24 protein-coding genes and 1 pseudogene are annotated in these 26772 nt (G+C 73.6%); 19 read left to right on the forward strand and 6 right to left on the reverse strand.

Annotated elements, in window-relative coordinates; genetic code table 11:
* Window positions 1–178 precede the first annotated feature (178 nt).
* From mmpB to ACFVX9_RS01740, 3 genes are all read left to right on the forward strand, one after another.
* A complete protein-coding gene (gene mmpB / locus ACFVX9_RS01730) occupies window positions 179–304 on the forward strand; it encodes a morphogenic membrane protein MmpB (RefSeq protein ID WP_279634918.1) in 126 nt (41 codons plus the stop codon).
* 97 nt (window positions 305–401) lie between these two features.
* Window positions 402–1001, forward strand: coding sequence for a nucleoside triphosphate pyrophosphatase (locus ACFVX9_RS01735; RefSeq protein WP_380430878.1), 600 nt, complete (start codon window positions 402–404; stop codon window positions 999–1001).
* 288 nt (window positions 1002–1289) lie between these two features.
* On the forward strand, window positions 1290–3065 hold the full coding sequence (locus ACFVX9_RS01740) for a biotin carboxylase N-terminal domain-containing protein (RefSeq protein WP_363369182.1): 1776 nt from the start codon (window positions 1290–1292) through the stop codon (window positions 3063–3065).
* 79 nt (window positions 3066–3144) lie between these two features.
* Here ACFVX9_RS01740 and ACFVX9_RS01745 read toward each other — a convergent pair whose 3' ends face one another.
* Both ACFVX9_RS01745 and ACFVX9_RS01750 read right to left on the reverse strand, forming a co-directional pair.
* On the reverse strand, window positions 3145–4092 hold the full coding sequence (locus ACFVX9_RS01745) for a DeoR/GlpR family DNA-binding transcription regulator (RefSeq protein ID WP_380485413.1): 948 nt from the start codon (window positions 4090–4092) through the stop codon (window positions 3145–3147).
* A gap of 236 nt (window positions 4093–4328) precedes the next feature.
* A complete protein-coding gene (locus ACFVX9_RS01750) occupies window positions 4329–5777 on the reverse strand; it encodes an NAD(P)H-quinone dehydrogenase (protein WP_063349077.1) in 1449 nt (482 codons plus the stop codon).
* Between the two features lie 99 nt (window positions 5778–5876).
* Between ACFVX9_RS01750 and ACFVX9_RS01755 the strand changes: the two genes are divergently transcribed.
* Entirely contained in the window at window positions 5877–6314 is a 438-nt protein-coding gene (locus ACFVX9_RS01755; protein ID WP_063349076.1) for a gamma-glutamylcyclotransferase, read from the forward strand.
* A gap of 38 nt (window positions 6315–6352) precedes the next feature.
* On the opposite strand, the gene ACFVX9_RS01760 is transcribed toward ACFVX9_RS01755, so the two are convergent.
* Entirely contained in the window at window positions 6353–7345 is a 993-nt protein-coding gene (locus tag ACFVX9_RS01760) for a hypothetical protein (protein ID WP_380490457.1), read from the reverse strand.
* A 246-nt stretch (window positions 7346–7591) separates the two neighbouring features.
* Between ACFVX9_RS01760 and ACFVX9_RS01765 the strand changes: the two genes are divergently transcribed.
* The 6 genes from ACFVX9_RS01765 to ACFVX9_RS01790 all read left to right on the forward strand — a co-directional run bounded on the left by ACFVX9_RS01765 (window position 7592) and on the right by ACFVX9_RS01790 (window position 15763).
* Complete coding sequence (locus tag ACFVX9_RS01765; protein ID WP_387979929.1) at window positions 7592–9832, forward strand: HAMP domain-containing protein; 2241 nt, start codon at window positions 7592–7594, stop codon at window positions 9830–9832.
* Between the two features lie 21 nt (window positions 9833–9853).
* Window positions 9854–11203, forward strand: a complete 1350-nt coding sequence (gene pgsB / locus ACFVX9_RS01770; protein WP_387979931.1) for a poly-gamma-glutamate synthase PgsB — start codon at window positions 9854–9856, stop codon at window positions 11201–11203.
* Complete coding sequence (locus ACFVX9_RS01775; RefSeq protein ID WP_063349074.1) at window positions 11200–11682, forward strand: poly-gamma-glutamate biosynthesis protein PgsC/CapC; 483 nt, start codon at window positions 11200–11202, stop codon at window positions 11680–11682. The genes pgsB and ACFVX9_RS01775 overlap by 4 nt, the downstream gene beginning before the upstream one ends.
* Window positions 11683–11742: 60 nt before the next feature.
* Window positions 11743–12828: an NlpC/P60 family protein gene (locus ACFVX9_RS01780; RefSeq protein ID WP_387979933.1), complete on the forward strand. Its 1086-nt coding sequence runs from the start codon at window positions 11743–11745 to the stop codon at window positions 12826–12828.
* A 195-nt stretch (window positions 12829–13023) separates the two neighbouring features.
* The gene (locus tag ACFVX9_RS01785) at window positions 13024–13845 is read left to right on the forward strand and encodes a purine-nucleoside phosphorylase (RefSeq protein ID WP_063349072.1); all 822 of its coding nucleotides are present in this window, start codon (window positions 13024–13026) and stop codon (window positions 13843–13845) included.
* Window positions 13846–14038: 193 nt separating this feature from the next.
* Window positions 14039–15763 carry a phospho-sugar mutase gene (locus tag ACFVX9_RS01790; RefSeq protein WP_380370256.1) on the forward strand — a complete coding sequence of 575 codons (1725 nt, stop codon included), beginning with the start codon at window positions 14039–14041 and terminating at the stop codon, window positions 15761–15763.
* Window positions 15764–15826: 63 nt separating this feature from the next.
* Here ACFVX9_RS01790 and ACFVX9_RS01795 read toward each other — a convergent pair whose 3' ends face one another.
* A complete protein-coding gene (locus ACFVX9_RS01795) occupies window positions 15827–16501 on the reverse strand; it encodes a PH domain-containing protein (RefSeq protein ID WP_063349070.1) in 675 nt (224 codons plus the stop codon).
* 229 nt (window positions 16502–16730) lie between these two features.
* Between ACFVX9_RS01795 and deoC the strand changes: the two genes are divergently transcribed.
* The 4 genes from deoC (at window position 16731) to ACFVX9_RS01815 (ending at window position 20978) form a co-directional block, all read left to right on the forward strand.
* The gene (gene deoC / locus ACFVX9_RS01800; protein ID WP_079135833.1) at window positions 16731–17717 is read left to right on the forward strand and encodes a deoxyribose-phosphate aldolase; all 987 of its coding nucleotides are present in this window, start codon (window positions 16731–16733) and stop codon (window positions 17715–17717) included.
* Window positions 17718–17722: 5 nt separating this feature from the next.
* Window positions 17723–19198: an aldehyde dehydrogenase family protein gene (locus ACFVX9_RS01805; protein ID WP_380485362.1), complete on the forward strand. Its 1476-nt coding sequence runs from the start codon at window positions 17723–17725 to the stop codon at window positions 19196–19198.
* Entirely contained in the window at window positions 19191–20093 is a 903-nt protein-coding gene (locus tag ACFVX9_RS01810) for an aldehyde dehydrogenase family protein (RefSeq protein ID WP_380336034.1), read from the forward strand. The genes ACFVX9_RS01805 and ACFVX9_RS01810 overlap by 8 nt, the downstream gene beginning before the upstream one ends.
* A gap of 246 nt (window positions 20094–20339) precedes the next feature.
* Window positions 20340–20978, forward strand: coding sequence for an ATP-binding protein (locus ACFVX9_RS01815; protein WP_380336031.1), 639 nt, complete (start codon window positions 20340–20342; stop codon window positions 20976–20978).
* 278 nt (window positions 20979–21256) lie between these two features.
* Here ACFVX9_RS01815 and ACFVX9_RS01820 read toward each other — a convergent pair whose 3' ends face one another.
* The gene (locus ACFVX9_RS01820; protein WP_380485360.1) at window positions 21257–22231 is read right to left on the reverse strand and encodes a SigE family RNA polymerase sigma factor; all 975 of its coding nucleotides are present in this window, start codon (window positions 22229–22231) and stop codon (window positions 21257–21259) included.
* Between the two features lie 279 nt (window positions 22232–22510).
* On the opposite strand from ACFVX9_RS01820, the gene ACFVX9_RS01825 reads away from it, so the two are divergent.
* The 4 genes from ACFVX9_RS01825 (at window position 22511) to ACFVX9_RS01840 (ending at window position 25928) form a co-directional block, all read left to right on the forward strand.
* The gene (locus ACFVX9_RS01825) at window positions 22511–23188 is read left to right on the forward strand and encodes a response regulator transcription factor (protein ID WP_063349065.1); all 678 of its coding nucleotides are present in this window, start codon (window positions 22511–22513) and stop codon (window positions 23186–23188) included.
* 135 nt (window positions 23189–23323) lie between these two features.
* The gene (locus ACFVX9_RS01830; protein ID WP_380485358.1) at window positions 23324–24868 is read left to right on the forward strand and encodes an ATP-binding protein; all 1545 of its coding nucleotides are present in this window, start codon (window positions 23324–23326) and stop codon (window positions 24866–24868) included.
* Window positions 24865–25179, forward strand: coding sequence for a hypothetical protein (locus tag ACFVX9_RS01835; RefSeq protein ID WP_363369413.1), 315 nt, complete (start codon window positions 24865–24867; stop codon window positions 25177–25179). Before ACFVX9_RS01830 ends, ACFVX9_RS01835 begins: the two co-directional genes overlap by 4 nt.
* 137 nt (window positions 25180–25316) lie before the next feature.
* Window positions 25317–25928, forward strand: coding sequence for a VanZ family protein (locus ACFVX9_RS01840; RefSeq protein ID WP_079135831.1), 612 nt, complete (start codon window positions 25317–25319; stop codon window positions 25926–25928).
* A gap of 5 nt (window positions 25929–25933) precedes the next feature.
* Here the strand turns inward: ACFVX9_RS01840 and ACFVX9_RS01845 are convergent.
* Window positions 25934–26014, reverse strand: a pseudogene (locus tag ACFVX9_RS01845) (PhzF family phenazine biosynthesis protein); the annotation flags it as partial.
* Between the two features lie 144 nt (window positions 26015–26158).
* Between ACFVX9_RS01845 and ACFVX9_RS01850 the strand changes: the two are divergent.
* Window positions 26159–26641, forward strand: a complete 483-nt coding sequence (locus ACFVX9_RS01850; protein WP_063349062.1) for a hypothetical protein — start codon at window positions 26159–26161, stop codon at window positions 26639–26641.
* Window positions 26642–26772: the final 131 nt, after the last annotated feature.

Consider the following 26772-nt stretch of genomic DNA (forward strand, 5'->3'; position numbering starts at 1 on the left):
GGACCGCACCACCGGGCGGGCCCCCGGGGGGGAAACCGGACCTTTCTGGGGGGGGGGGGGGACTTCCCCCTCTCCCCCCCCCCCCTCCGCACCCGTTCGGGCCCGTCCGCCCGGATTGCCCGAAAGCTGAGTACGGATACTCAGGCGCCCGGGGCCGGGCGCGGCGCACCCTGGACGTGTGCTCTGGTCAGACCCCCGCGACGAGCCCTCCCCGGAGGCCCGCCGGATGATGGAGCGGCTGCACCGGGCCGGCCGGGTGCTCGCCGCCCTCGCGATGGTGGCCGCCGTCCTCCTCCTGCTGTGACCGGCGCCCACCCGACTGCGGTGACCGCCGCTCACCCGACCGCCGCGTCCGTCGTTCACCCGAACGGCGGACACCGGCACCCCCTACCCTGAGGGGCATGACCGACCAGCGCATCCTCGTCCTCGCCTCCGCCTCCCCCGCCCGCCTCGGACTGCTGCGCCAGGCGGGCCTCGACCCGCGCGTGGTGGTCAGCGGCGTCGACGAGGACGCGATCAGCGCCGCCACCCCGGCCGAACTCGCCCTGGTGCTGGCCGAGGCCAAGGCGAAGGCCGTCGCCGCCGCACTGACCGACGGCGAGCTGGTGATCGGCTGCGACTCCGTCCTGGAGCTGGACGGCCAGGCCCTCGGCAAGCCCGCCGACGCCACCGAGGCGCTCGCCCGCTGGCAGTCGATGCGCGGCCGGGCCGGGGTGCTGCGCACCGGCCACTGCGTGATCGACACCGCGACCGGGCGGCAGTCCTCGGCGACCGCGTCCACCACCGTCCGCTTCGGCACCCCGGACGACGCCGAGATCGCCGCCTACGTGGCCTCCGGCGAGCCCCTGCACGTCGCCGGGGCGTTCACCCTGGACGGGCGCTCGGCGCCGTTCATCGAGGGCATCGACGGCGACCCGGGCAACGTCATCGGCCTCTCGCTGCCGCTGTTGCGCACCCTGCTCGCCGACCTGGACGTCCGGCTGGTCGACCTCTGGGCCTGACGGCCGGGCCCGCAGGACGGCGGCGGCCCGCCGCCCGTTCCACCGTCGTTTGAGCCGGCCGCGCGAGAGTGTGTCCGATGCCACCGGGGCACCGGACAACGCCCGGTCACCCGCTGTGGATCCGGCCGGTTCGACCGCACCGGCCGCGACCTGCGGCGTCACCGGACGGGCGGTCGACGGGCCCCGGAAATTCATCACCGTCCGTGTGGGATAGTTCACAACCTGGGGCTACTCGCCGGTACCGCCCAGGAATCCATAAACTCGACCAGGTTCAAGAAGGGAGCCACAGTGCGCAAGGTGCTCATCGCCAACCGCGGGGAAATCGCCGTCCGCGTCGCCCGGGCCTGCTCGGACGCCGGTATCGCCAGCGTCGCCGTCTACGCCGAGCCGGACCGGGATGCGCTGCACGTCCGCGCGGCCGACGAGGCTTACGCGCTGGGTGGAGACACCCCCGGCACCAGTTACCTGGACATCGCCAAGGTCCTGAAGGCCGCAGCGGACTCCGGGGCCGACGCCGTCCACCCCGGCTACGGGTTCCTGTCGGAGAACGCCGACTTCGCCCAGGCCGTCCTCGACGCGGGCCTGACCTGGATCGGCCCGCCCCCGCAGGCCATCCGCGACCTCGGTGACAAGGTCACCGCCCGGCACGTGGCGCAGCGCGCCGGCGCGCCGCTGGTCGCCGGCACCCCGGACCCGGTCTCGGGTGCCGACGAGGTGGTCGTGTTCGCCCGGGAGCACGGCCTTCCGGTCGCCATCAAGGCGGCCTTCGGCGGCGGCGGCCGCGGCCTCAAGGTCGCCCGCACGCTGGAGGAGATCCCGGAGCTGTACGAGTCCGCGGTGCGCGAGGCCGTCGCCGCCTTCGGCCGCGGCGAGTGTTTCGTCGAGCGCTACCTGGACAACCCGCGGCACGTGGAGACCCAGTGCCTCGCGGACAAGCACGGCAACGTGGTGGTCGTCTCCACCCGTGACTGCTCGCTGCAGCGCCGGCACCAGAAGCTGGTCGAGGAGGCGCCCGCGCCGTTCCTGACCGCCGAGCAGAACGCCGAGCTGTACCGGGCGTCCAAGGCCATCCTGAAGGAGGCCGGCTACGAGGGCGCCGGAACCTGCGAGTTCCTGGTGGCGCTGGACGGCACGATCTCCTTCCTGGAGGTCAACACCCGGCTGCAGGTCGAGCACCCGGTCACCGAGGAGGTCACCGGACTCGACCTGGTCCGCGAGATGTTCCGGATCGCCGACGGTGAGGAACTGGGCTACGGCGACCCCGAGGTGCGCGGCCACTCGTTCGAGTTCCGCATCAACGGCGAGGACCCGGGCCGGGGCTTCCTGCCCGCGCCCGGCACCGTGACGCTGTTCGCGCCGCCGTCCGGCCCGGGCGTCCGGCTGGACTCCGGCGTGGAGACCGGCTCGGTCATCGGCCCGGCCTGGGACTCCCTGCTGGCCAAGCTGATCGTCTCCGGCCGGGACCGCAAGCAGGCCCTGGAGCGGGCCCGCCGCGCGCTGAACGAGTTCAAGGTGGAGGGCATGGCCACCGCCATCCCGTTCCACCAGGCGGTCGTCACCGACCCGGCGTTCGCGCCCGAGGTGCACGGCGGCGAGGGCCCGTTCACGATCTACACCCGGTGGATCGAGACCGAGTTCGACAACACCATCCCGCCGTTCGCGGGCGCGGCCGGCGACGGCGAGGAGGCCGAGGGCCGCGAGACCGTCGTGGTCGAGGTCGGCGGCAAGCGGATCGAGGTCTCGCTGCCGTCCTCGCTGGGCGTCTCGGCGGCCCCGGCGGCCGGTGCGGCGGGTGCCGCGAAGGCCAAGCGCCGGGTGGGCGCCAAGAAGGCCGGTTCGGCCGTCAGCGGTGACACCCTGGCCTCGCCGATGCAGGGCACCATCGTCAAGGTCGCCGTCGAGGAGGGCCAGGTCGTCGCCGAGGGCGAGCTGATCGTGGTCCTGGAGGCGATGAAGATGGAGCAGCCGCTGAACGCGCACAAGGCGGGCACCGTCGTCGGCCTCAAGGCCGAGGTGGGCGCGAGCGTCAGCAGCGGCGCCGCGCTGTGCGAGATCAAGGACTGACGCGCTCCCTGGAGCACCGGCCGGCCCGTACCCCCCTCGGGGGTGCGGGCCGGCCGCGTTCGCGCGGCGGTACGGGCCCTCAGCGCCCGCGCGGGAGGCCCAGCTCGGCCAGCCTGGCCGGCAGGCCGCCCGGACCTCCGTGCGCGCCCGGCCGGCGCTGGCCGGGCAGCGGGGCGCCGCCGGGGGGCGGGGCGGGGCGGCGCGCCAGCGGGCCGGGCTGGGTCTGGTGGACGGGCCCGCTGCCGGTGCCGTGCACCGGGGCGTCCCCGGTGGGGGCGGCGCCGAGCGGCGCCAGGTCGATCTGCACCCCGCAGTCGGCGATCGCGTCGAGTTGCCGGGCGGTGCCGTCGTCGGCGGTCGCCTGCTCGTCCGTGACCAGCCGGGTGATGTTCTCGGTGGGCACGGTCTGGAACATGGAGTCCGCGCCGAGCTTGGTGTGGTCGGCGAGGACGATGACCTCGTTGGCCGACTGCACCAGCGCCCGGTCCACGCTCGCGGACAGCATGTTGGCGGTGGACAGGCCCCGCTCGGCGGTCAGCCCGCTGCCGGAGATGAAGGCCTTGGAGACCCTCAGCCCGTGCAGGGACTGCTCGGCACCGCTGCCGACCAGCGCGTAGTTGGAACCCCGCAGGGTGCCGCCGGTCATCACCACCTCCACCCGGTTGGCGTGCGCCAGCGCCTGGGCGACCAACAGCGAGTTGGTGACCACGGTGAGACCGGGCACCCTGGCCAGCCTGCGGGCCAGCTCCTGGGTGGTGGTGCCGGCGCCGACCACCACCGCGTCCCCCTCCTCCACCAGGCCGGCGGCGAGGTCGGCGATGGCGCTCTTCTCCGCCGCGGAGAGGTGGGTCTTCTGCGGGTAGCCGGGTTCGCGGCTGAAGCCGCCGGGGAGCACCGCGCCGCCGTGCCGGCGGTCGAGGAGCCCTTCTGCCTCCAGTGCCCGTACGTCGCGGCGCACGGTCACTTCGGAGGTCTGGACGACGCGGGCCAACTCCCGGAGCGAGACCGCTCCGTTGGCGCGCACCATTTCGAGGATCAACTGGCGACGTTCTGCTGCAAACACAGAACCGACGGTAACCTGCGTGACCGTCTGCTTTCAGGCGTTTGCAGCTAGTAGCTGGAATTGCTCACGCAAGAGCGGCGCGTGACCGTACAATACGCGCCGTCAGCAGCCCGGGACTGCGCCCGCCGTCCGGGTGACGATCACTCCTGCGCAAAAGGCGGCCGCCGATCGGCAGCCGCCCTCAACTGTGCGCCGGAGGTTCAGGATTCGCTCTCGACCCGCTTGCGGATGTGCAGCTGCCGGGCGGCCTCGGCGGTCGAGCCGGAGACCGACGGGTAGACGGTGAAGGCGCTGGCCACCTGTTCGACGGTCAGATTGGCGTCCACCGCGAGCGCGATCGGGTGGATGAGCTCGCTGGCCCGCGGGGCGACGACCACGCCGCCCACCACGATGCCGGTGCCCGGGCGGCAGAACAGCTTCACGAAGCCGTCCCGGATGCCCTGCATCTTCGCCCGCGGGTTGCCGCGCAGCGGCAGCTTGACCACGACCGCGTCCATCTTGCCGCACTCCACATCGGCCGCGGTGTAGCCGACGGTGGCGATCTCCGGGTCGGTGAAGACGTTGGAGGCGACGGTCTTCAGGTTCAGCGGCTGCACCGCGTCGCCGAGCGCGTGGTACATCGCGATCCGGCCCTGCATGGCCGCCACCGAGGCGAGCATGAAGACGCCGGTGCAGTCGCCGGCCGCGTAGACGCCCGGGGCGCTGGTGCGGGAGACCCGGTCGACCTGGATCTGGCCCCAGTCGTTGAGCTTGACCCCGGCCTCCTCCAGGCCCATCTGCGCGGTGTTGGGGATCGAGCCGACCGCCATCAGGCAGTGCGTGCCCTCGATCACCTTGCCGTCGGCGAGGGCCACCTCGACCCGGTCGCCGATCCGCTTGACGCTCTCGGCGCGCGAGCGGCCCATCACGTTCATGCCGCGGCGGCGGAAGACGTCCTCCAGCACCTCGGCGGCGTCCGGGTCCTCGCCCGGCAGCACCCGGTCACGGCTGGAGACCAGGGTGACCTTGGAGCCGAGCGCCTGGTAGGCACCCGCGAACTCCGCGCCGGTCACACCGGAGCCGACCACGATCAGCTCGCGGGGCAGCTCCTCCAGGTCGTACACCTGGGTCCAGGTGAGGATCCGCTCGCCGTCCGGCTGGGCGTCCGGCAGCTCGCGGGGGTGGGCGCCGGTGGCGATCAGCACCGCGTCGGCGCGCAGCGACTGGACGGTGCCGTCCGGCGCGTCCACCAGCACCTCGCGGGAGCCGTCCACCGCCTGCCCGCCGCCGCCGAGCCGGCCGCGGCCGCGCAGCACGGTGACCCCGGCCCGGGTGACCGACTGGGTGATGTCGTGGGACTGCGCGATCGCCAGCCGCTTCACACGGCGGTTGACCTTGCCCAGGTCCACGCCGATGACCTTGGCCGCGTCCGCGGCCTCGTCCTGCGCGACGGTGATGCCCAGCTCCTCGTACGAGCTGTCGAAGGTGGTCATCACCTCCGCGGTCGCGATCAGGGTCTTCGACGGCACGCAGTCGGTGAGCACCGCCGATCCGCCCAGACCGTCGCGGTCGACGACGGTCACCTCCGCGCCGAGCTGCGCGGCCACCAGCGCAGCCTCGTAGCCGCCGGGTCCGCCACCGATGATCACGATCCGAGTCACGTGCACCATTGTCCCGCACGCCGGGAACGCCGCCACGCCGGGGTCCGGGCTTCTGTGCGATCGCCCAGTCGCCGCGGACCGTCCATCCACCGGGCTAGTCTTCCCCCCATGCCCCTTTACGCCGCGTATGCCACCAACCTCGATGCACGGCAGATGACCCGCCGCGCCCCGCACTCACCACTGCGCGGCACCGGGTGGCTGGACGGCTGGCGGCTCACCTTCGGCGGTGAACAGCTCGGCTGGGAGGGCTCGTTGGCCACCGTCGTCGAGGACGGGAAGGATCAGGTCTTCGTCTCGCTGTACGACGTCGCGCCGATGGACGAGGAGGGCCTGGACCGCTGGGAGGGCGTCCAGCTCGGCATCTACCGCAAGATCAAACTGCGCGCGCAGACCCTGGACGGCGACACCCCGGTCTGGACGTACGTGCTCAACGACTACGAGGGCGGCCTGCCCGCTGCCCGCTACCTCGGCCTGGTCGCCGACGCCGCGGAGAGCGCCGGCGCCCCGCACGACTACGTGATGGACCTGCGCCGCCGCCCCTGCTAGCCCTGGCCCACTAGCCCTGGCCTGCTAACCCTGGCCTGCTAACCCTGGCTCGCGGCCCAGCCGCGGGCCGTCTGCGCCAGCACCCCGGCCACCGCCGCGCGGCGGGCCGGCTCGGTGCGCAGCCCGTTGCCCAGCTCGACGTGCAGCCACGGCACGCCGAGCCCGGCCGCGAACCGGCCCTCGACGTTGGTGGTGCCCCCGAGCTGCCCGCACTTCTCCCGCCAGGCCCGGCAGGCCGCGTACCCGGCCTTCCCCAGCCCGGTGGCGGTCAGCTCGGCGGCCGGGCCCGGCTGGCCGGCGCCGCTGGAGACCACCGCGTCCTGCCCGGGCAGGCTGCCCTCGTCGAAGCCGTGCACCTGGATGCCGGGCAGGCCGCGCCCGGTGAGCGCCTCGACCACCGCCGCGAAGACCGTGTCGGCGCGGTGCGCGACGTCCGAGGCGCCGTCCGCCCCGGCCCGGCGGTGCGCCCCGGCGAGCACCAGCACCCCGCCCGGCGCGGCCCGGAAGAGGTCCACCCCGAGCGCCTCGGTACGGGCGTCCGAGACCGGGTGGGGCACCTGTACGGACCAGCCCGTCCGGGCCGAGAGGTCCAGGTAGACCCGGCCCCAGCCACGGCCCTCGGCGTCCGTGCCGTCGGCGATCTCCGCCACCCGGCGGCCGGTCGCCGCCTCGGTGAACTCGGTGAGCCGGTAGCCGACCCGCGCCAGCGAGCGCCCGGCCTGCTCGGCCTGCCCGTCCAGCGCGCCGAGCACGCCGTCGGCGATCGCCCGGCGCTGCCCGGCGTCCGGCGCGGTGTACGGGCCGCCCGGGGTGAACCCGGCGGTGTACCCGTCGACCAGGGCCGCCAGGTCCACCGGGGCGGGCCCGGTCGGTCCGCTCCGGCCCGCCGGGGCGCCCGCCGCAGCGCCCGCCGCCGACGGCCGCTCGTCGGAGCCGCGCACGGCCAGCGTCAGCACCGCCGCGAGCGCCGCCAGCACCAGCAGCACCGCCGCCGACAGCAGCAACGGGCGTCGCGAACCCCGAGTCTCCATGGCCGTCGAACCTACCGTGCCGCCCGCCGCGGACCACCGGGGGCCGCCCGGGGCCGCGCACCACGCCCGGTTCGCGGAAAGAGATCCCTAAGCGGCATCCGATCGACACCGGAACGTGACAACTTTTCGAAATCTCCTTCGTACGCTGTTCCGGCTTGACCAACTCTTGATCAGTGCTTGACCGACGAGAAGGCCGGCGGACCTCCCGGGGACAGGTGCGCCGAGCCCCGAGAAGAACGAGGCCCCGTGAGCACGGCACCCAACCCGCCGCGACAGCACCGCTATCGCCGCCGGGCCGACATGCCGCTGCTGGGAGGCATCCGCCCGCCCATCGCGCTGCTGCTGGTGCTGCTGCTCGCCGTCGCCACCATCACCGCGCTCGCCGTCGGCGGGCTGCGCGTCGACGACACCCCGCAGGCCGTCCGGGAGTCCCACCAGTACGCCGCCGAGGACACCGCGGCCTCGCTGCGCGCCGGGCTGCACGAGAGCGCCACCGACCTGCGCCGGGCCGCCGCCCGCTACGACGCCGCGCCCGCCGAGCCGGCCGCGGTGCTGTCCGCGCTCGGCCAGGCGTACCACAAGTGGCGCGGCACGGCGGTGGTCCGCCCCGACACCGGCAGGCTGCTCGCCGCCCGCGGCGAGACCGTGCCGCTGGCCGGCCTCGACCTCAGCCGGGTCACCGACACCGCGCCCGCGCCCGTCCTGGTGCCCTCCGCCGCCGGCACCCGGCTGCTCACCTTCGCCCTGGTCACCACCAAGGCCGACGGCCGCGCCCTGCTGGTCGCCTCCGACAACCTGCGGCTGCCCGGCATCGCGACCCGCAAGGAACAGACCATCCAGGTCCTCGACGCCGCCGGCGCCGTCCTGGACAGCACCGGCGCCGAACTCGGCGCCGAGGCCGACCGCGCCGTGGTCACCGGCGCCCGGGAGCGCGCCGCCCGCGAGCGCCCGGCCCCCGGCGGGACGGCCGCCGGCAGCCTGGCCGGCAGCCCGGACGCCAAGGGCGTGCGCCGGGTCGCCGGCTACGCCGCCGTCGGCGCCGCGGGCGGGCACGACCCGGCCGCCCCGCTCGGCCTGACCGTGGTCTCCACCAGCACCGTCGACGGCAAGCCCGGCAGCCTGCGCCACCCCGCGCTCGGCCTGGCCGCCGCCGGCGCGCTGCTCGCCCTGGCCCTGCTGCTCGCGTGGTACCTGAGCCGCAGCCTGCAGCGGCCGCTGCTGCGGCTGTTCCTGGAGTCCCGCCGGCTCACCCGCGGCGAACGGCTCGACCTGCCGGTCCGCGGCCCGAAGCGGAGGGAGGCCGGCCGGATCGCCCGCGCCCTGGAGGAGCTGCGGCTGCAACTCCTCGACCCGGCCCGCCCACCGGCCCCCGCCGCGCCGAAGCGCCGCCCCGGCACCGCGCTGCCGCTGGCGCTGTGCGCCGTCCTGGTGCTCGGCTGGTCCGGCCCGCTGCTGTTCCTGGGCGGCAACGACCCGACCGTACGGGTCCCCACCCAGGTGGTGGCGGGCCAGCGCGACCGCACCGACACCGCCGCCGACCGGATCCGCCAGGCGCTCAACGAGGGCTACGCGGACCTGCGTTCGCTCGCCCCCGAACTCGCCGGCGCCTCCGTCGGCAAGGCCGACGCCCTGTTGCGCGCCACCCTCGCCGAGCACGACCGCTACCGCGCGCTGTACGTCCTCGGTGCGAACGGCGAGGTCCTCGCGCACGCCGGCGACGCCCCGCACCGCACCGGCCCGCAGGCCCTCGGCGCGAGCGGCGTGCTGCTGCTCAACAGCTCCGGCCGGGAGCCCCGGATCGCCGCCCGCGCGGCCCTCACCGCCGCCCCCGCCGACGCGGAGTCGGAGGGCGCCGCCGAGCCGCCCGGGCCCGTGCTGATCGGCGAGTTCAAGACGGACTTCCTCAGCGGGCTGCTGGTCCGCCCCGGCCTCGGCCGGGTCTGGCTGGTCGACGATCGGCAGCGGGTGCTCGCCGCCAACGAGGGCTACAGCTCCTTCGGCGAGCTGCCCGAGGGCCGCGCCAGGGCCCTGCTGGCCCAGGCGAGGAAGTCGGCCGCCGCCGAGGTGCTGCGCGGCGGCGGCGACCCGGCGCTGTTCGCCGCCGCCCCGCTCGGCGGCAACGGCAGCGTGGCCAAGCTGGGCTGGTCGGTGGTCACCGCCCACCCGGTGGCCTGGCTGCACCTGGACGAGAACCGGGCCGACCGGCGGGCCGTGCTGGCCGGCATGCTCGGCCTGGCCGCGGCCGCGCTCTGCCTCGGCTGGCTGTTCATCGCGGTCGGCCTGCCGCTGCGCCGGCTCGCGGCGAGCGCCGAGGCGCTGGCCGCCGGGGACCGCCGGACGGTGCTCTACCCCGTCCACCACGACGAGGTCGGCGCCGTCGCCCGGAGCCTGGAGCTGATCCGCCAGGAGCTGGTCCGTCAGGAACCGGCCCGCCCCCGCCGCACCGCCGCCCCCGAGTCCGTCCCCGTGCCCGCGCACGCCCGCTGAGCCCCGCCCGAAGGACCTCCCGTGCTCTTCCTCTACGTCGTGCTGCTGGTGTGCTGCACCGTGCTGCTGGTGGCCGGCATCGTCGAGCAGCGCCGGCACTTCGCCGCGCTGGAACAGATCCCGACCCGGGTGCTGGTCAACGGCATCCGCGGCAAGAGCTCGATCACCCGGCTCTGCGCGGGCGCGCTGCGCGGCGGCGGGCTGGTGACGGTCGCCAAGACCACCGGCACGGCGGCCCGGTTCATCCATCCGGACGCCACCGAGGAGCCGGTCTACCGCAAGTTCGGCATCGCCAATGTGGTCGAGCAGATCGGCATCGTCCGCCGCGCCGCCACCTACCGGCCGGACGCCCTGGTGATCGAGTGCATGGCCGTCATGCCGGCGCTCCAGGAGGTCAACCAGACCAAGCTGATCCGCTCCACCATCGGCGTGCTGTGCAACGTCCGCGAGGACCACCTCGCCGAGATGGGCCCGACCCTGGACGACGTCGCCCGCTCGCTGTCCCGCTCGATGCCGGTCGGCGGGGTGTGCGTCACCGCCGAGCAGGAGCGCGCGCACATCCTGCGCGCGGAGGCGGCCCGGCGCGACTGCGAACTGATCGTGGTGGACCCGGAGTCGGTCACCGACGAGGAGCTGCGCGGGTTCAGCTGGTTCACCTTCAAGGAGAACGTGGCGATCGCCCTGGCCGTCGCCGAACTCCTCGGCGTGGAGCGGCGGACCGCGCTGCAGGGCATGTGGGCGGCCCCGCCGGACCCGGGCGTGCTGTCCGTCGAGCGCTACCGCACCGAGGACGGCAAGCGGCTGCGCTTCGCCAACGTCTTCGCCGCCAACGACCCCGAGTCCACGCTGATGAACGTCCGCCAGCTGGAGGGCCTGGGCGCGATCCACCGCCCGCTCAACGTGGTGATCAACTGCCGCCCGGACCGGGTGGAGCGCAACGGCCAGATGGGCCAGATCGTGCCCGAGCTCGACCCGGACGCCGTGTTCCTGATCGGCCACCCCACCAGGAGCGCCCGGGACGGCATCCCCGCCGGGTGGTCCGGCCGGGTGGTCGACCTCGGCGGCGACAGGCGCGACCCGGCCCGGCTCACCGCCGAACTGCTGGCCGAACTCGGGCCGGACTCCTCGCTGGTGGCCGTCGGCAACATCCACGGCCAGGGCGAACTGTTCCTGGAGGAGCTGGCCCGGCTCGCCCCCGACGAGGCCCCGGACGCGCCCGACGCCCCCGACCTCCCGTACCACGAGCCCGAACCGCTCTACCCCGAGCCGGTGTACGACCCCGCCTACCAGCCCGTCCACCACCCCGAACCGCTCCCCGACTCCTGGTTCGAGCCCCACCCCCGCACCCCCCACCACGGAGACCAGCAGTGATCCCCACCGAGCTCACCCCCGAGATCGCCGCCATCGGCATCGCGCTCGGCCTGGTCTTCTCGCTCGTCTGCTACCTGACCACCAACCTCTCCCCCGGCGGCATGATCACCCCCGGCTGGCTGGCCCTCACCCTGGTCGAGGACCTCCAGCGGGTGGCCATCGTGATCGGCGTGACGGTGCTGACCTACCTCGCCACCCGGGTGGTCCAGAAGCTGGTGATCCTGTACGGCAAGCGGCTGTTCGCCGCCGTGGTGCTGATCGGCGTGCTGCTGCAGGCCACCGTGATGCTGGTCCTCCAGCGCGAACTGCCCACCCTGTACGCCAACCAGACGCTCGGGTTCATCGTCCCCGGCCTGATCGCCTACCAGCTGGTCCGCCAGCCCCGGGCGGCCACCCTGATGGCCACCAGCACGGTGACGCTCGCCAACTACGTGGTGCTCACCGCCGGCGTCCTGCTCGGCGCCCTGCCCGGCACCTGATCCCCCCGTTCAGGAACCCCCGCCAGGAATCCCCGCAGGAACCCCCAGGAAGACCCCCCGATGCCCGTCACCCGCAAGTCCCTGCTCAGCGGCGGCCTCGCCGTGGCCCTGCTGGCCGCCAGCGGCTACCTCACCGTCCAGCTGCGCGACCGCGACCACGACCGGCCGTCGGACCCGGGCGGCGGCGCGCCACTGATCACCAGCGCCGCCGTGCCGGGCCCCGCCCAGGGCACCGCCGCCGAGTACCGCTACGAGCGGCTGGGCGGACCGGACCGCACGGTGGTCCGGGACGCCCGCGGCGGCGTGGTCACCACCCTGACCGACAGCGCCCGCACCGCCGTCCTGGCCGGCCCGAGCCGCACCTTCGCCGAGCCGGGCACCACCACGGCCACCGTGGTGACCGACACCTGGGTCCGGCTGATGCCGCAGCCGTGGCGGCCGGGCGCCGAGCAGGAGGGCTGGTTCCGCACCTGGTTCCAGCAGTCGCTCGGCTCCACCGCGGACGACGTGCTGGCGGCGGCCACCCAGTACCTGGCCGGCGCGGCGCCGGAGAAGGACGCCAAGGGCGTGCGGTTCAAGGGCGACGCCTCCTTCGGCCCGCTCAACCCGAACGGTTCGGTGGGCAACGACCTGCGGCTGGAGCAGACCGACTTCCTCGACTACCTCGGCGTTCCGTACACGTTCGCCGACAAGGTGGCCAAACAGCCGGACAGGACCCGGTACGGCGCCTTCGACTGCTCCGGGTACGTCCGGATGGTCTACGGCTACCGCTCCGGTTACCCGCTGCTCTCCAAGGACGTGGCCGGCCCCGGCCTGCCGCGCAGCGCCAACGGCCTGGCCCGGGTCGGCCCGGGCGTCCCGGTGCTGCCGCTGACCACCGCCCCGGGCTCGGACACCACCCTGCGGCCGGCCTCGATCGACCCGCTCCAGCCCGGCGACCTGGTGTTCTTCGAGATCGACGCCCGCACCGGCGCCCGGCTCGACCACACCGGCATCTATCTGGGCCTGGACACCGACGGCCACCCCCGGTACATCTCCAGCCGGGAGGAGGCGGACGGCCCGACCTTCGGCGACAAGGGCGGCACCGCGCGGCTGGACGACAACGGCCTGTACGCGAAGGGGCTGCGCAGCGCGAAGCGGCTCTGAACCCGGGCCCGGCTCCCGGCCCGCACCGCCTGCGGTTCGACCCCGCACCGACCTCACACCGACTTGTACGTACCGACGAGCAGCGTCACCCGAAAGGCGCCACCGAGCTGTGCTTTCGGGTCAACCGGGTAACGATCCGGCATGCCGCGCCGGATTTTCTACGCGCGTAGTCGAATCCCGTCTATCCTCGGAGCCGTGAACGCATCTCCTCAGTCGGTCGTCTCCGCCGACCCCTACGCCGCCGCCCAGGCCGCCGCCGAGCGCCTGCGCGAGCTGACCGGTGCCGAGCGGCACGACGTCGCCCTGGTGATGGGCTCCGGCTGGGTGCCGGCCGCCGACGCCCTGGGCGAGACCGTGGCCGAGTTCCCGGTCACCGAGCTCCCGGGCTTCCCCGCCCCCGCCGTCGCCGGCCACGCCGGCACGATCCGCTCGGTGAAGATCGGCGACAAGCGCGCCCTGATCTTCCTCGGCCGCAACCACTACTACGAGGGCCACGGCGTGGCCACCGTCGTCCACGGCGTGCGCACCGCCGCCGCGGCCGGCTGCGGCATCATCGTGCTGACCAACGGCTGCGGCGGTCTGCGCGAGGGCTGGGTCCCCGGCCAGCCGGTCCTGATCAGCGACCACATCAACCTGACCGCGGACTCCCCGATCGTCGGCGCCAACTTCGTCGACCTCACCGACCTGTACTCCAAGCGCCTGCGCGCGCTCTGCCACGAGGTGGACCCGAGCCTGGACGAGGCCGTCTACGTCCAGTTCCGCGGCCCGCACTACGAGACCCCGGCCGAGGTCAACATGGCCCGGGTGATCGGCGGCGAGCTGGTCGGCATGTCCACCACCCTGGAGGCCATCGCCGCCCGCGAGGCCGGCTCCGAGGTGCTCGGCATCTCGCTGGTCACCAACCTGGCCGCCGGCATCACCGGCGAGCCGCTCAACCACGCCGAGGTGCTGGAGGCCGGCAAGGCCTCCGCCGAGCGCATGGGCGAGCTGCTCGCGAAGGTCCTTGAGCGGATCTGACGCCCGGCCAGGCCCTGTCCGGCCGGTCTTGGCGGGCGGACAGGGCCTAGGCGCACAATCATGAGCGACGGGGCCCTCGGGCGGCCGTGATCCCCTGATCACGCCCCGCGGGCCCCGTCCGCATGTGCCCACCCCTTCTTTGCGGAACCCTCCGGCCGACCAACCGACGCACTTCCCGATGGAGCAGGCAGCCATGACGCAGGCAACCACCACCGACCTCCTCGCCCGGGCCCGAACCTGGCTGGCCGAGGACCCCGACCCGCAGACCCGCGAGGAGCTGACCGCCCTGCTCGCCCGGGCCGAGGACCCGGCGGCCGAGACGGACGGCAAGCTCGCCTGGTCGGACCTCGCCGAGCGCTTCGCCGACCGGCTCCAGTTCGGCACCGCCGGCCTGCGCGGCGAACTGGGCGCGGGCCCGATGCGGATGAACCGCGCCGTGGTGATCCGGGCCGCCGCCGGCCTGGTCGCCTACGTCAAGCAGCAGAACCTGGGCGACCTGGTCGTGATCGGCTACGACGCCCGCCACAAGTCCTACGACTTCGCCCGGGACACCGCCGCCGTGGTGGTCGGCGCCGGCCTGCGCGCCGCGCTGCTGCCGCGCCCGCTGCCGACCCCGGTGCTCGCCTTCGCCGTCCGCCACCTGGGCGCGGCCGCCGGCGTCACCGTGACCGCCAGCCACAACCCGCCGCAGGACAACGGCTACAAGGTCTACCTGGGCGACGGCTCGCAGATCGTCCCGCCGGCCGACGCCGGGATCGCCGCCGAGATCGACGCGATCAGCTCGCTCCACGACGTCCCGCGCGCCGAGGACGGCTGGGAGGTGCTCGGCGAGGACGTCATCGAGGCCTACCTGGCCCGGGCCGTCTCGATCGTCGACGAGCACAGCCCGCGCAACCTCGACGTCGTCTACACCCCGATGCACGGCGTCGGCCGCGACACCCTGGTCGCCGCCTTCCGCCGGGCCGGCTTCCCGGCGCCCACCGTCGTCGCCGAGCAGGCCGAGCCCGACCCGGACTTCCCGACCGTGGCCTTCCCCAACCCGGAGGAGCCGGGGGCGATGGACCTCGCCTTCCGCACCGCCGCCTCGGTCGGCCCCGACATCGTGATCGCCAACGACCCGGACGCCGACCGCTGTGCGGTGGCCGTCCCGGTCCTCGCCAACGCGGCCGGCAGCGGCAACGGCACCTCCGGCTGGCGGATGCTGCGCGGCGACGAGGTCGGCGCGCTGCTCGGCGCGGCCCTGGTCGCCAAGAAGGCCGAGGGCGTCTTCGCCACCACCATCGTCTCCGCCACCCTGCTGGGCCGGATCGCCGAGGCCGCCGGCCTGGGCTACGCCGAGACGCTGACCGGCTTCAAGTGGCTCGCCCGCGCCGAGGGCCTGCGCTACGGCTACGAGGAGGCGCTCGGCTACTGCGTCGACCCGCAGGGCGTCCGGGACAAGGACGGCATCACCGCCGCCCTGCTGGTCGCCGAACTGGCCGCCACCCTCAAGACGTCCGGCCGCACCCTGACCGACCTGCTGGACGACCTGGCGCTGGAGCACGGCCTGCACGCCACCGACCAGCTGTCCGTCCGCGTGCAGGACCTCTCGCTGATCGCCGACGCCATGCGCCGGCTGCGCGAGCAGCCGCCGACCGTCCTGGCCGGCCTCCGGGTCACCCGCGCGGACGACCTGTCGACGGGCTCCGCCGAGCTGCCGCCCACCGACGGCCTGCGCTACTACCTGGCCGGCGAGGCCGTCCGCTCGGCCCGCATCGTGGTCCGCCCGTCCGGCACCGAGCCCAAGCTCAAGTGCTACCTGGAGGTCGTCCTCCCGGTCGCCACCGCCGCCGACCTCACCGCCACCCGCGAGCGGGCCGCCGAGCTGCTCGAAGCGGTCAAGCGCGACCTGGCCGAGGCCGCGGGCATCGCCGTCTGACGCCCGCCCGTACGAGAAGGGGCCCGCCGGTCGCGTACCGGCGGGCCCCTCGCGTGCTTCGACTCAGACCGCGATCACCGTGATCAGCGCGGCCAGGCCGGCCAGCGTCGGCGCGATCACCCACCAGCACCACGCCACCTCGACCGGGCCGGCCGCGTCGGGGCGGCGGGCGTTGCGCTCGGCCATCTCCTGGAGCACGTTGGTCACCTGGTCGGACCAGGCGCGGGTCGGGTCGGGCGAGCCCTGCACCACCGGGTTGGTCTGGCGGCCGAACACCATCCCCATCCGGGAGGCGTGCTCGGCGCCGCCGCGCTGCTGGGCCCGGGTCGCCCGCTTGCGCTGCCGCAGCGACACCGGCACCGCCCACACCTGGTACTTCTTGCCCCCGGCCAGCAGCTCGACCGAGTACCCCGCGCGCAGCGCGTCCACCGAGGCCCACGGCGCGGTGATGGTCCGCCACGGGTTGCGCACCAGCAGCCGGCTGCTGTCCGCCAGCACCGCCGGGCGCAGCGTGTAGGCGATCACCGGGAAGGCGAACAGCGGTACCGCCGCGAGCGAGACGTACGGCGTCTTCCCCGTCCCGTTCAGCACCGCGTCGCCGATCAGCCAGGCGGCGACGGCCAGCAGCAGCACTCCGGAGATCACACCGGGGACAGAGCGGTACACGCGGTCCGCGTACGCGGGATCCCCGTCGGGGGCGGCGGAACCCTTGCGGGGCTTGCCGTGGGAATCGGTCATGCCGTCGATTCTGCCCCATGCCCCCCACGGAGAGGTCTCGGTCCGGCATCGAATGCCGCCCCCGGACCACCCGGTCGCCGGTCTCCGCGCCTCCCGCCCGTACACGCCCCCTGCCACCCCTCCGCCTCCCCTCCGCCTCCCCTCCGCCTCCCCCGAGGTCTCGGTCCGGCCACGAAAGGCAGGCCCCCTAGCGGTCGACTACGCGCGTAGATATGCTGCTCTGGTGACTATGTCCACTGTTGCAGCCAATGCCCTCGGCGTTGCGGGCAGCGGCCTTCAGGACGTTGCGGCGTCCGAGGCCTCGCTCCGCCGCTTCCTGCACGGCCTGCCCGGCGTCGACCAGGTCGGCCTTGAGGCGCGTGCCGCCACCCTCGGTACCCGCTCGATCAAGACCACGGCGAAGGCGTACGCCATCGACCTGTCGATCTCGATGATCGACCTGACCACGCTGGAAGGCGCGGACACGGTCGGCAAGGTGCGCGCCCTGTGCGCCAAGGGCAGGACCCCCGACCCGACCGACCCGACCACCCCCCGCGTCGCCGCCATCTGCGTCTACCCGGACATGGTCGCCACCGCGAAGGACGCCCTGCGGGGCACCGACATCCAGGTCGCCTCGGTGGCCACCGCCTTCCCGGCCGGCCGCGCCGCCCTCCCGGTGAAGCTCGCCGACACCGCCGACGCGGTCGCCGCGGGCGCCGACGAGATCGACATGGTGATCGACCGGGGAGCCTTCCTCTCCGGCCGCTACTACGACGTCTTCAACGAGATCGTCGCCGTCAAGGAGGCGTGCAAGCGCCCTGACGGCACCAGCGCCCACCTCAAGGTGATCTTCGAGACCGGCGAGCTGCAGACGTACGACAACGTGCGCCGCGTCTCCTGGCTGGCGATGCTGGCCGGCGCCGACTTCATCAAGACCTCCACCGGCAAGGTCGCCGTCAACGCGACCCCGCCGGTCACCCTGCTGATGCTGGAGGCGGTCCGCGACTTCAAGGCGCAGACCGGCGTCCAGGTCGGCGTGAAGCCCGCCGGTGGGATCAAGACCACCAAGGACGCCATGAAGTACCTGGTGATGGTCAACGAGACCCTCGGCGACGACTGGCTGAGCCCGCACTGGTTCCGCTTCGGCGCCTCCAGCCTGCTCAACGACCTGCTGATGCAGCGCCAGAAGCTCACCACCGGACGCTACTCCGGCCCCGACTACGTGACGGTGGACTGATCACCATGGCCAAGAAGAAGAACATCGAGGAGCCCGTGAAGGCCTCCGGCCTCTTCGCCTACGCCCCGGCCCCCGAGTCCCCCGCCGCCGCGGGCGACATCGCCACCTCCTACGGCCACTTCATCGGCGGCGAGTTCGTCGACTCCTCCGGCAGCGAGGCCCTGAAGACGGTCAACCCGGCCACCGAGCAGGTGCTCGCCGAGTTCGCCCAGGGCACCGACGAGGACGTGGACCGCGCGGTCGCCGCCGCCCGCAAGGCCTTCGCCGACTGGTCGGCGCTGCCGGGCAGCGAGCGCGGCAAGTACCTGTTCCGGATCGCCCGGATCATCCAGGAGCGCAGCCGCGAGCTGGCCGTGCTGGAGTCGATCGACAACGGCAAGCCGATCCGCGAGACCCGCGACTTCGACATCCCGACCGTCGCCGCGTGGTTCTTCTACTACGCCGGCTGGGCGGACAAGCTGGACTACGCGGGCTTCGGCGCGAACCCGCGCCCGCTGGGCGTGGCCGGCCAGGTCATCCCGTGGAACTTCCCGCTGATGATGCTGGCGTGGAAGATCGCGCCCGCCCTGGCGACCGGCAACACCGTCGTCCTCAAGCCGGCCGAGACCACCCCGCTGACGGCCCTGCGCTTCGCCGAGATCTGCCGCCAGGCCGGTCTGCCGAAGGGCGTCGTCAACATCGTCACCGGCGACGGCCGCACCGGCGCCGCGCTCACCGCGCACCCGGACGTCAACAAGGTCGCCTTCACCGGCTCCACCCCGGTCGGCAAGGCGATCGCCAGGCAGCTGGCCGGCAGCCGCAAGAAGCTGTCGCTGGAGCTGGGCGGCAAGGCCGCGAACATCGTCTTCGACGACGCGCCGATCGACCAGGCGGTCGAGGGCATCGTCAACGGCATCTTCTTCAACCAGGGCCACGTCTGCTGCGCGGGCTCGCGCCTGCTGGTCCAGGAGTCGATCCAGGACGAGCTGCTGGACGCCCTGAAGCGCCGGATGTCCACCCTGCGGGTCGGCGACCCGCTGGACAAGAACACCGACATCGGCGCCATCAACTCGGCCGCCCAGCTGGCCCGGATCACCGAGCTGACCGACGCCGGCGAGGCCGAGGGCGCGGACCGCTGGTCGCCCGAGTGCGAACTCCCGGGCACCGGCTTCTGGTTCAAGCCGACCCTGTTCACCGGCGTCAGCCAGGCCCACCGGATCGCCCAGGAGGAGATCTTCGGCCCGGTCCTGTCGGTGCTGACCTTCCGCACCCCCGACGAGGCGGTCGCGAAGGCCAACAACACCCCGTACGGCCTCTCCGCCGGCATCTGGACGGAGAAGGGCTCGCGCATCCTGTGGACGGCGAGCCGGCTCAAGGCCGGCGTGGTCTGGGCCAACACCTTCAACAAGTTCGACCCGACCTCGCCGTTCGGCGGCTACAAGGAGTCGGGTTACGGCCGCGAGGGTGGCCGCCACGGTCTGGAGGCCTACCTCGATGTCTGATGTCGCGACGCGTCTTGACGTCCTCAAGACCTACAAGCTGTACGTCGGCGGGAAGTTCCCGCGCTCCGAGAGCGGGCGGGTGTACGAGGTGACGGACGCCAAGGGCCAGTGGCTCGCCAACGCTCCGCTGGGCACCCGCAAGGACGCCCGCGACGCCGTCCTGGCCGCCCGCGCGGCGGTCAAGGGCTGGGCCGGCACCACCGCGTACAACCGCGGCCAGGTGCTGTACCGGGTGGCCGAGATGCTGCAGGGCCGCCGCGAGCAGTTCGCCGCCGAGGTCTCGGCCGCCGAGGGCATCGGCCCGAAGAAGGCCGCCGCGCTGGTGGACGCCGCGATCGACCGCTGGATCTGGTACGCGGGCTGGACGGACAAGGTCGCCCAGATCGCGGGCGGCGCCAACCCGGTCGCCGGCCCCTTCTTCAACCTCTCCACCCCGGAGCCGACCGGCGTGGTCGGGATCGTCGCCCCGCAGGCCGGGTACGGGCACTCGCTGCTCGGCCTGGTCTCGGTGATCGCCCCGGCGATCGCCACCGGCAACACGGTCGTGGTCGCGGCCGCCGCGGACGCCCCGCTGCCGGCCCTGTCGCTGGGCGAGGTGCTCGCCACCTCGGACGTCCCCGGCGGCGTGGTCAACATCATCTCGGGCAGGACCGCCGACATCGCGCCCACCCTGGCCTCGCACCAGGACGTCAACGCGGTGGACCTCACCGGCGCGATCGCCGCCGACGGCCCCGGCGCGGCGCAGGCGCTGGAAGCGGCCGCTGCGGATACCCTGAAGAGGGTGGTCCGTCCGGAGCTGGACCCGTTCGCCCAGGACTGGACCAATGCGCCCGGTACCGACCGGCTACTCTCGTTCCTGGAGACGAAGACGGTCTGGCACCCGATGGGGATCTGACCGCCCCGTCGACCACCGAGTAACAACTCCACAGACTGGCCGTCCCCAGTGCCCTCTCCCCCCCAGGGCCCGGACGGTCATTGGACGGACCCGCGCCTCTCCCCCCCTGGCGCGGGTCCGTCGCCTTTCCGTGCCGTTTCGACGCCGTTTCGCCGCCGTCCTGCGGCTCGCCGATCCGCGGGGCCCGCAGAAGGTGTGATCCGACGGGTTTCGGCATCGGGCCCGGATGCGTCAGACTGGTGTCCCGTGAGTGACGACCCGCTGAATCCTGTGCCGACGACCCACGCCCGGGTCGTCCTGCTGTCCGGCCCCTCCGGCTCCGGGAAGTCCTCGCTCGCCGAGCGCAGCGGGCTGCCGGTCCTGCAACTGGACGACTTCTACAAGGACGGGGACGACCCCACCCTGCCGCTGCTGCCCGACGGCGCGGTCGACTGGGACTCCCCGCTCGCCTGGCACCGCGACCAGGCGGTCGCCGCGATCCGCAGCCTGTACGAGACCGGCCGCGCCGACGTCCCGGTGTACTCGATCCCGGACAACGGCCGGATCGCCACCCGCGCCCTGGAGCTGGACGGCGCCCCCGCGTTCATCGCCGAGGGCATCTTCGCCGCCGAGATCACCGCCGAGTGCGCCGCCGAGGGCCTGCTCGGCGATGCCCTGTGCCTGCGCAACGGCGCGCTCACCACGGCCTGGCGCCGGCTGCGCCGGGACGTCCGGGAGGGCCGCAAGTCGCTGCCGGTGCTGCTGCGCCGCGGCTGGCGGCTGATGCGTGCCGAGCGCTCCATCGTCGGGCGGCAGGTCACCCTGGGCTCCCACCCGTGCGCCGGGGCCGAGGCCGAGCGCCGGATCCGTGCCGCGGCCGGGCGGCGGGAGCTGTCCTCCGTCTGAGCCGCCCTCCGTTGGGGCCGTGCTCCGTTTGAGCCGCCCTCCGTTGGGGCCGTCCTCCGTTCGGGTGGGCCGGCTCCGGACGGGGGCTCGACGCGGAACGAAGACACGAAGAACGACGGGCCCGGTGCGTCTCCCCCGCACCGGGCCCGTCGCCTTCCCCGAACGGCCGTCGGGCTCCCCGTGTTCACCGCTCCCCCGAGCCGGCGTCCACGCACCGCGACCGTCCGCTACCCGTCCCCCGACGGGAGTTCCACTCCTTCGCGTCACCCGCGTCCGCGTCAGGCGACCAGCTCGCCGAACGCCCGGACGGTGTCGCCCGACTTGTTCAGGTGCTCGTCCTCGCGCAGCCGGCGCAGCGCCCGCCAGATGCTGCTCTTGACCGTGCCGACGCTGATCCCCAGCACGTCGGCGATCTCCGGGTCGGTCTTGCCCTCGTAGTACCGCAGCACCAGCATGGTGCGCTGGTTCTCCGGAAGCTTCGCCAGCGCCTGCCAGAGCACGGTGCGCAGCTCGGTGCCGCCCATCGCGTCGGTGTCGCCGGCCGTCTCCGGCAGCTCCTCGGTCGGGTACTCGTTGACCTTGCGGCGCCGCCAGGCGGAGATGTGCAGGTTGGTCATGGTGCGGCGGAGGTACCCGCCGACCGCGGCCTTGTCGGTGATCCGGCCCCAGGCCCGGTAGGTGCTGAAGAGCGCGCTCTGCAGCAGGTCCTCGGCCTCGTAGCGGTCACCGGTGAGGTGGTACGCCGTGGCGTACAGGGAGGCGCGGCGCTCACGCACGTACGCGGTGAACTCCGTGATGTGGTCCTCCGCGACGGCCGGGTGCTCCCCCTGCGCGTCCGCCCGTCCCGCCTCGGTGGTGCGGGCCGCCACCGGGTTCAGCTGCAGCAGCGTCGCACCGGCGGCCTCGCGGCCGGCCGACTCCCCCGAGCCGACCGTCCGCAGACCGTTCCCGCCGACGCCCCGGTTCCCCGCCGGAGCGTCCTTGCCCTCGACGCGGACGGGGAGGATCCCCCGCAGCGTGAGGGTGTTGCCGGAGTCGGCCGCGTTCCCCACCCGGCCGATCCCGAACAGCTCCCCCGTCCTGGCGCCGCCGCTCACCCGGCGGGCGACAGGGTTTCCACCGGTGCTGTGCGCGCACCCCCGTACGGTCACGGCACCGGAGTTCTCGTCGGTCCTGACCTCGTACCGGGTCCGCGGGGCGGTGGCTGACGAACGCGCGGTGCGGACAGCCGGGTTGGTCCGGGTCTGAAGCATGGCGTTCATCGTGCGCCCCCTGGGTCGGTACGAGCGGTTCCTGTTGCCGCCTTCCAGCCGGCCGGGTTGGCCCGCTGTCCTGCGGCGACATGGAAAATCTTGCCCGCCGGTTGTGATGGCGCTGTCCGCCGACTGTCACAGGGGTGTCACAGGGGCGGGCCTTTCGTCCCGGTCCGCCTCCCTCCGTACCGGACGCCGGTAGTGCTCCTTCCGGTTCCCATACGGTCGGTGACCGGTCCTGGGGGTGATTCGACGCTTCGAGTGGGCCAAAATGGGGCCGTGCCTTTCCTCCTTCTGATCGAGGACGACGACGCCATCCGGACCGGCCTCGAACTCGCCCTCACCCGCCAGGGCCACCGTGTGGCCACCGCCGCCTCCGGCGAGGACGGTCTGAGGCTCTTCAAGGAGCAGCGGCCCGACCTGATCGTGCTGGACGTCATGCTGCCCGGAATCGACGGCTTCGAAGTCTGCCGCCGCATCCGCCGCACCGACCAGCTGCCGATCATCCTGCTGACCGCCCGTTCGGACGACATCGACGTGGTGGTCGGCCTGGAGTCCGGTGCCGACGACTACGTGGTCAAGCCGGTGCAGCCGCGGGTCCTGGACGCCCGGATCCGGGCCGTGCTGCGGCGCGGCGAGCGGGAGAGCTCCGACTCCTCCGCGTACGGCACCGTGGTGATCGACCGGGCAGCGATGACCGTCACCAAGGACGGGCAGGACCTCCAGCTCACCCCGACCGAGCTGCGGCTGCTCCTGGAGCTCAGCCGACGCCCCGGCCAGGCGCTCTCCCGCCAGCAGCTGCTGCGGCTGGTCTGGGAGCACGACTACCTGGGTGACTCCCGTCTGGTGGACGCCTGCGTGCAGCGGCTGCGGGCGAAGGTCGAGGACGTGCCGTCCGCGCCGACCCTGATCCGCACCGTCCGCGGGGTGGGCTACCGGCTGGACCCGCCGGCCTGAGTTCCGCTCCCGTCCTCCTGTCTGCCGTCCTCCTGCTTCCCGTCCTCCTGTTTGCCGCCCGCCCGATCCGCCTGGGCCGCCCGAAATTCCTGAACTCCCTGAACTCCCTGAACTTCCGTACGACGACAGGCTCTTGTGACTGATCATCAGACGACGGCCCGCCGCTTCGCCGCGGGCCCGTGGCGCAGGCTGCGCTCCCTGCGGGTACGGCTGATCGCGGTGTTCGCGGCGGTCGCGCTGCTCGCCGCCGTCTCGGCCTCCGGCATCGCCTACTGGCTCAACCGCGACGCGGTGCTCAAGCGCGCCCAGGACACCGCGCTCAACGACTTCCGGGTCTCGCTCAGCCGCAACGTCTCCGAGCTGCCGCTGAACGCGAGCTGCCCGGACCTGACCGCGCTCGCGTCCACCGTCGCCAGCTCCGGGCTGAGTTACGACGTGGTCGTGGCCGACCCGGCGCACCCGGAGTGCACGGCCTCCTCCGACCCGGGGCAGTTCACGCTGGCCGACGTCCCGGCGGCGCTGCAGTCCACCGTCGCCCGGCAGCGCGAGGTCACCGAGAACAACCCGTACCCGTACCACCTGTACTGGCAGCGGCAGAACCTGGCGGGCCAGCCGTTCCTGATCGGCGGCACCAAGGTGGTGCCGACCGGCCCGACGGCGTACATGTTCAAGTCGCTGGAGAACGAACGCAAGGACCTCAACACGCTGGGCTGGTCGCTGGCCATCGCCACGCTGCTCGCGCTGATCGGCTCGGCGCTGCTCGCCCAGGCCGCCTCGTCGACCGTGCTGCGGCCGGTCAAGCGGCTCGGCGACGCCGCCCGACGGCTCGGCCAGGGACACCTGGACACCCGGCTGGAGGTCGAGGGCGGGGACGAACTCGCGGACCTGGCGAGGACGTTCAACCGGGCCGCGGAGTCGCTGCACGAGCAGGTCGAGGAGTTGAGCGCGCGCGAGGCGCAGAGCCGGCGGTTCGTCGCCGACATGTCGCACGAGCTGCGCACGCCGCTGACCGCGATGACCGCCGTCACCGACATCCTGGAGGACGAGGCCGAGTCGCTGGACCCGATGATCGCGCCGGCCGTACGGCTCGTGGTCAGCGAGACGCGGCGGCTGTCCGACCTGGTGGAGAACCTGATGGAGGTGACCCGCTTCGACGCCGGCACCGCCAAGCTGGTCGCCGACGAGGTGGACATGGCCGACCTGATCATGTCCTGCATCGACGGCCGGGCCTGGTACGACGCCGTCGAACTGGACGCCCCGCGCGGCATCCTGGCCGTGGTCGACCCGCGCCGGCTCGACGTGGTCTTCGCCAACCTGATCGGCAACGCGCTCAAGCACGGCGGCTCCCCGGTGCGGGTCAAGGTCCGGCAGACCGCGGGCTCGGTCGTCATCGAGGTCTCCGACAGCGGCCCGGGCATCCCCGAGGACGTGCTGCCGCACGTCTTCGACCGGTTCTACAAGGCGGACCGGGGACGGGCCCGCTCGGAGGGCAGCGGCCTGGGGCTGTCGATCGCGATGGCCAACGCACAGATCCACGGGGGCACGATCACGGCGGCGAACGGGGAGGTCGGGGCGGTGTTCACGCTGACGCTGCCGCTGGCCCCGCCGCCTCTGCCGAACGAGGGCGAGACCGGTGACGGCCCCGTCGGCGACTCCGCCCAGGACAAGGACGCCACGTGACCGCCCCCACCCGCACCGCCCTGCGCCGCACCGCCGGCGCCCTGCTGCTGCTCGCGCTCGCCTCCGGCTGCGGCATCCGGCCGACCGCCGTCCCGGTGGACGCGGGCGCCCCGGCCAGCCGGACGGCCTGCCCGACCGCCCCGCACATACCGACCGCCCTGGCCACGCCGTCGGCGCCCACGCCGACCCCGCCGGCCCGCGGCGCCGCCAAGGCCGGTGTGAGCCCGAGCCCGTCGCCCACGGTGGTGCCCGCCACCCCGCCGGCCGACAACGTGTTCGGCGCGGTGCCGACCGCGGCGCCCTGCCGGTAGTCCCGCCTGCCCGTCGTCCGTCTGCCTGCCTGTCGCCCCGCCCGTTCGGCCCCAGGGCGGCGGGCGACCGGGGGCGCGCCCCGGAATGTTCACGCCCGGGGGGAACCACCGCGCCACCGCTCCACGTCCTTCCCCCCGTGCAGCGAGATGGCACCAGGACACGCGACGAGCGTTCCGGCGCACGGACCAGGAACCGGCCGGCGGCGGCCGTCCACCGTCCCCTTCGAACAGCCGGACTGGCGGGCCTGACCTGCCACCTGGCCCTCGTCCTCTGGCTGGTGGTGCTGAGGCCGCTGCCGGTTCCCTGGGTGTACGACACCAACCTGACGCCACTGGCCTCCCTCCGCTCCTCCACCGGCTGGCAGGTGGTCGGCGAATTCCTCCTGCTGGCCCCGCTCGGCGTGCTGCTCCCGCTGGCCGGCGGCCGGCTGCGGGCCCCCTGGCTGCCGTCCTTCCTACGCACCACCGGCGCCTCCGCCCTGCTGGCGACCGGCCTGGAGTTCCTCTCCTCCTGGACGCCCGGGCACGTCCTCAACGTCGACCACATACTGCTCGCCGTGATCGGGGTGGCCATCACCCACCTGGCCCTCGTCCCCGGCCTGCGGCGGCTGCTGCGCGACCGGCGGCCGCGGGTCCGGATGCCGGTGCCCGCGTCCGGGGCCGCGCCCGCGCCGAAGGTGACCACCCTGGTCGGCCCGCCGGTCGCGCGCGCCCGCGCCTACGCCGAGCCCACGCCCCCCACCCGCTGAGGCCCGCCCTCCCGCACCACGGCGAGTGCGTTCCCGCACTCGCCGCCGGGGCCGCAAAAGACCCGCAGCACCTCATAGTCAGTCATTTCCCACCCCGTCAATTGCCGTTCCGTCGGGGTGCGACGACTCCGCGATGAAAAGGCGACGCCGAATGTCGGCCGCCTCCGGTAACCTGCGCTGTCGCCCCAAAGGCTTCACCGTCTTATCCCCCGTCCCACAGGAATCCCCCCTTGAACAATCTCAATTTCAGCGCCGAGCCGCTTTTCTCCTGGTACGTCGTCGCGCTCGCGATCAGCGGTGCCGCCATGCTGGTCCTCGGAGCGGTCAATCCCGGTAGCGGCCTGAAGGTCGGCTGGCGAATCCTCAACGTCCTCGCCGGCCTCGGATTCCTGGGGTACGCCTACTACCTCGCGTTCGTCTTCGAAGGCGGCCGGTACGAAATCTTCCTCAAGGCGTTCATCCTCCCGATCGCGCTGATCGCCAGCTCCGTGAAGGCGATCGTCGAGCGCGGCAACGCCAAGAACCAGCAGCCGGCCCCGCAGCCGGCGCCGTACGACCCCAACGCCCCGCAGGCGGCGCCGTACGGCCAGCCCGTCCCGCCGCAGGGCGCCGCGCCGCAGGGTGCGCCGTACGCTCCGCCGGCGCAGCCCGTGCCGGACAACCCGTACGCGCAGCCGGTGCCGCCGGCCGGGCAGTCCGGGCAGGCGCAGTAGCCGCCTGCTGATTCGCCGCCGGCGGGGGGGGGGGGGGGGGGGTTGTTGTTTTCCCCCCCCCCCCGAGGGCGAAGGTCGGGGAGGAAGAGGGGTGAAGCACGAAGGGAGAAGACGTGTCCCGTAACGGCGTT

The sequence above is a fragment of the Kitasatospora sp. NPDC058243 genome, assembly GCF_042882025.1.
Taxonomy (GTDB): Bacteria; Actinomycetota; Actinomycetes; order Streptomycetales; family Streptomycetaceae; genus Kitasatospora.

Coding starts and splice junctions, on each gene's coding strand:
- ACFVX9_RS01745 (WP_380485413.1), bottom strand. CDS start 4,092: ATGGTGCGCGCCAACGGAGCGGTCTCGCTCCGGGAGTTGGCCCGCGTC.
- ACFVX9_RS01805 (WP_380485362.1), top strand. CDS start 17,723: ATGGCCAAGAAGAAGAACATCGAGGAGCCCGTGAAGGCCTCCGGCCTC.
- ACFVX9_RS01750 (WP_063349077.1), bottom strand. CDS start 5,777: ATGGTGCACGTGACTCGGATCGTGATCATCGGTGGCGGACCCGGCGGC.
- ACFVX9_RS01780 (WP_387979933.1), top strand. CDS start 11,743: ATGCCCGTCACCCGCAAGTCCCTGCTCAGCGGCGGCCTCGCCGTGGCC.
- ACFVX9_RS01810 (WP_380336034.1), top strand. CDS start 19,191: ATGTCTGATGTCGCGACGCGTCTTGACGTCCTCAAGACCTACAAGCTG.
- ACFVX9_RS01735 (WP_380430878.1), top strand. CDS start 402: ATGACCGACCAGCGCATCCTCGTCCTCGCCTCCGCCTCCCCCGCCCGC.
- ACFVX9_RS01795 (WP_063349070.1), bottom strand. CDS start 16,501: ATGACCGATTCCCACGGCAAGCCCCGCAAGGGTTCCGCCGCCCCCGAC.
- deoC (WP_079135833.1), top strand. CDS start 16,731: ATGTCCACTGTTGCAGCCAATGCCCTCGGCGTTGCGGGCAGCGGCCTT.
- ACFVX9_RS01790 (WP_380370256.1), top strand. CDS start 14,039: ATGACGCAGGCAACCACCACCGACCTCCTCGCCCGGGCCCGAACCTGG.
- ACFVX9_RS01760 (WP_380490457.1), bottom strand. CDS start 7,345: ATGGAGACTCGGGGTTCGCGACGCCCGTTGCTGCTGTCGGCGGCGGTG.
- ACFVX9_RS01755 (WP_063349076.1), top strand. CDS start 5,877: ATGCCCCTTTACGCCGCGTATGCCACCAACCTCGATGCACGGCAGATG.
- ACFVX9_RS01820 (WP_380485360.1), bottom strand. CDS start 22,231: ATGCTTCAGACCCGGACCAACCCGGCTGTCCGCACCGCGCGTTCGTCA.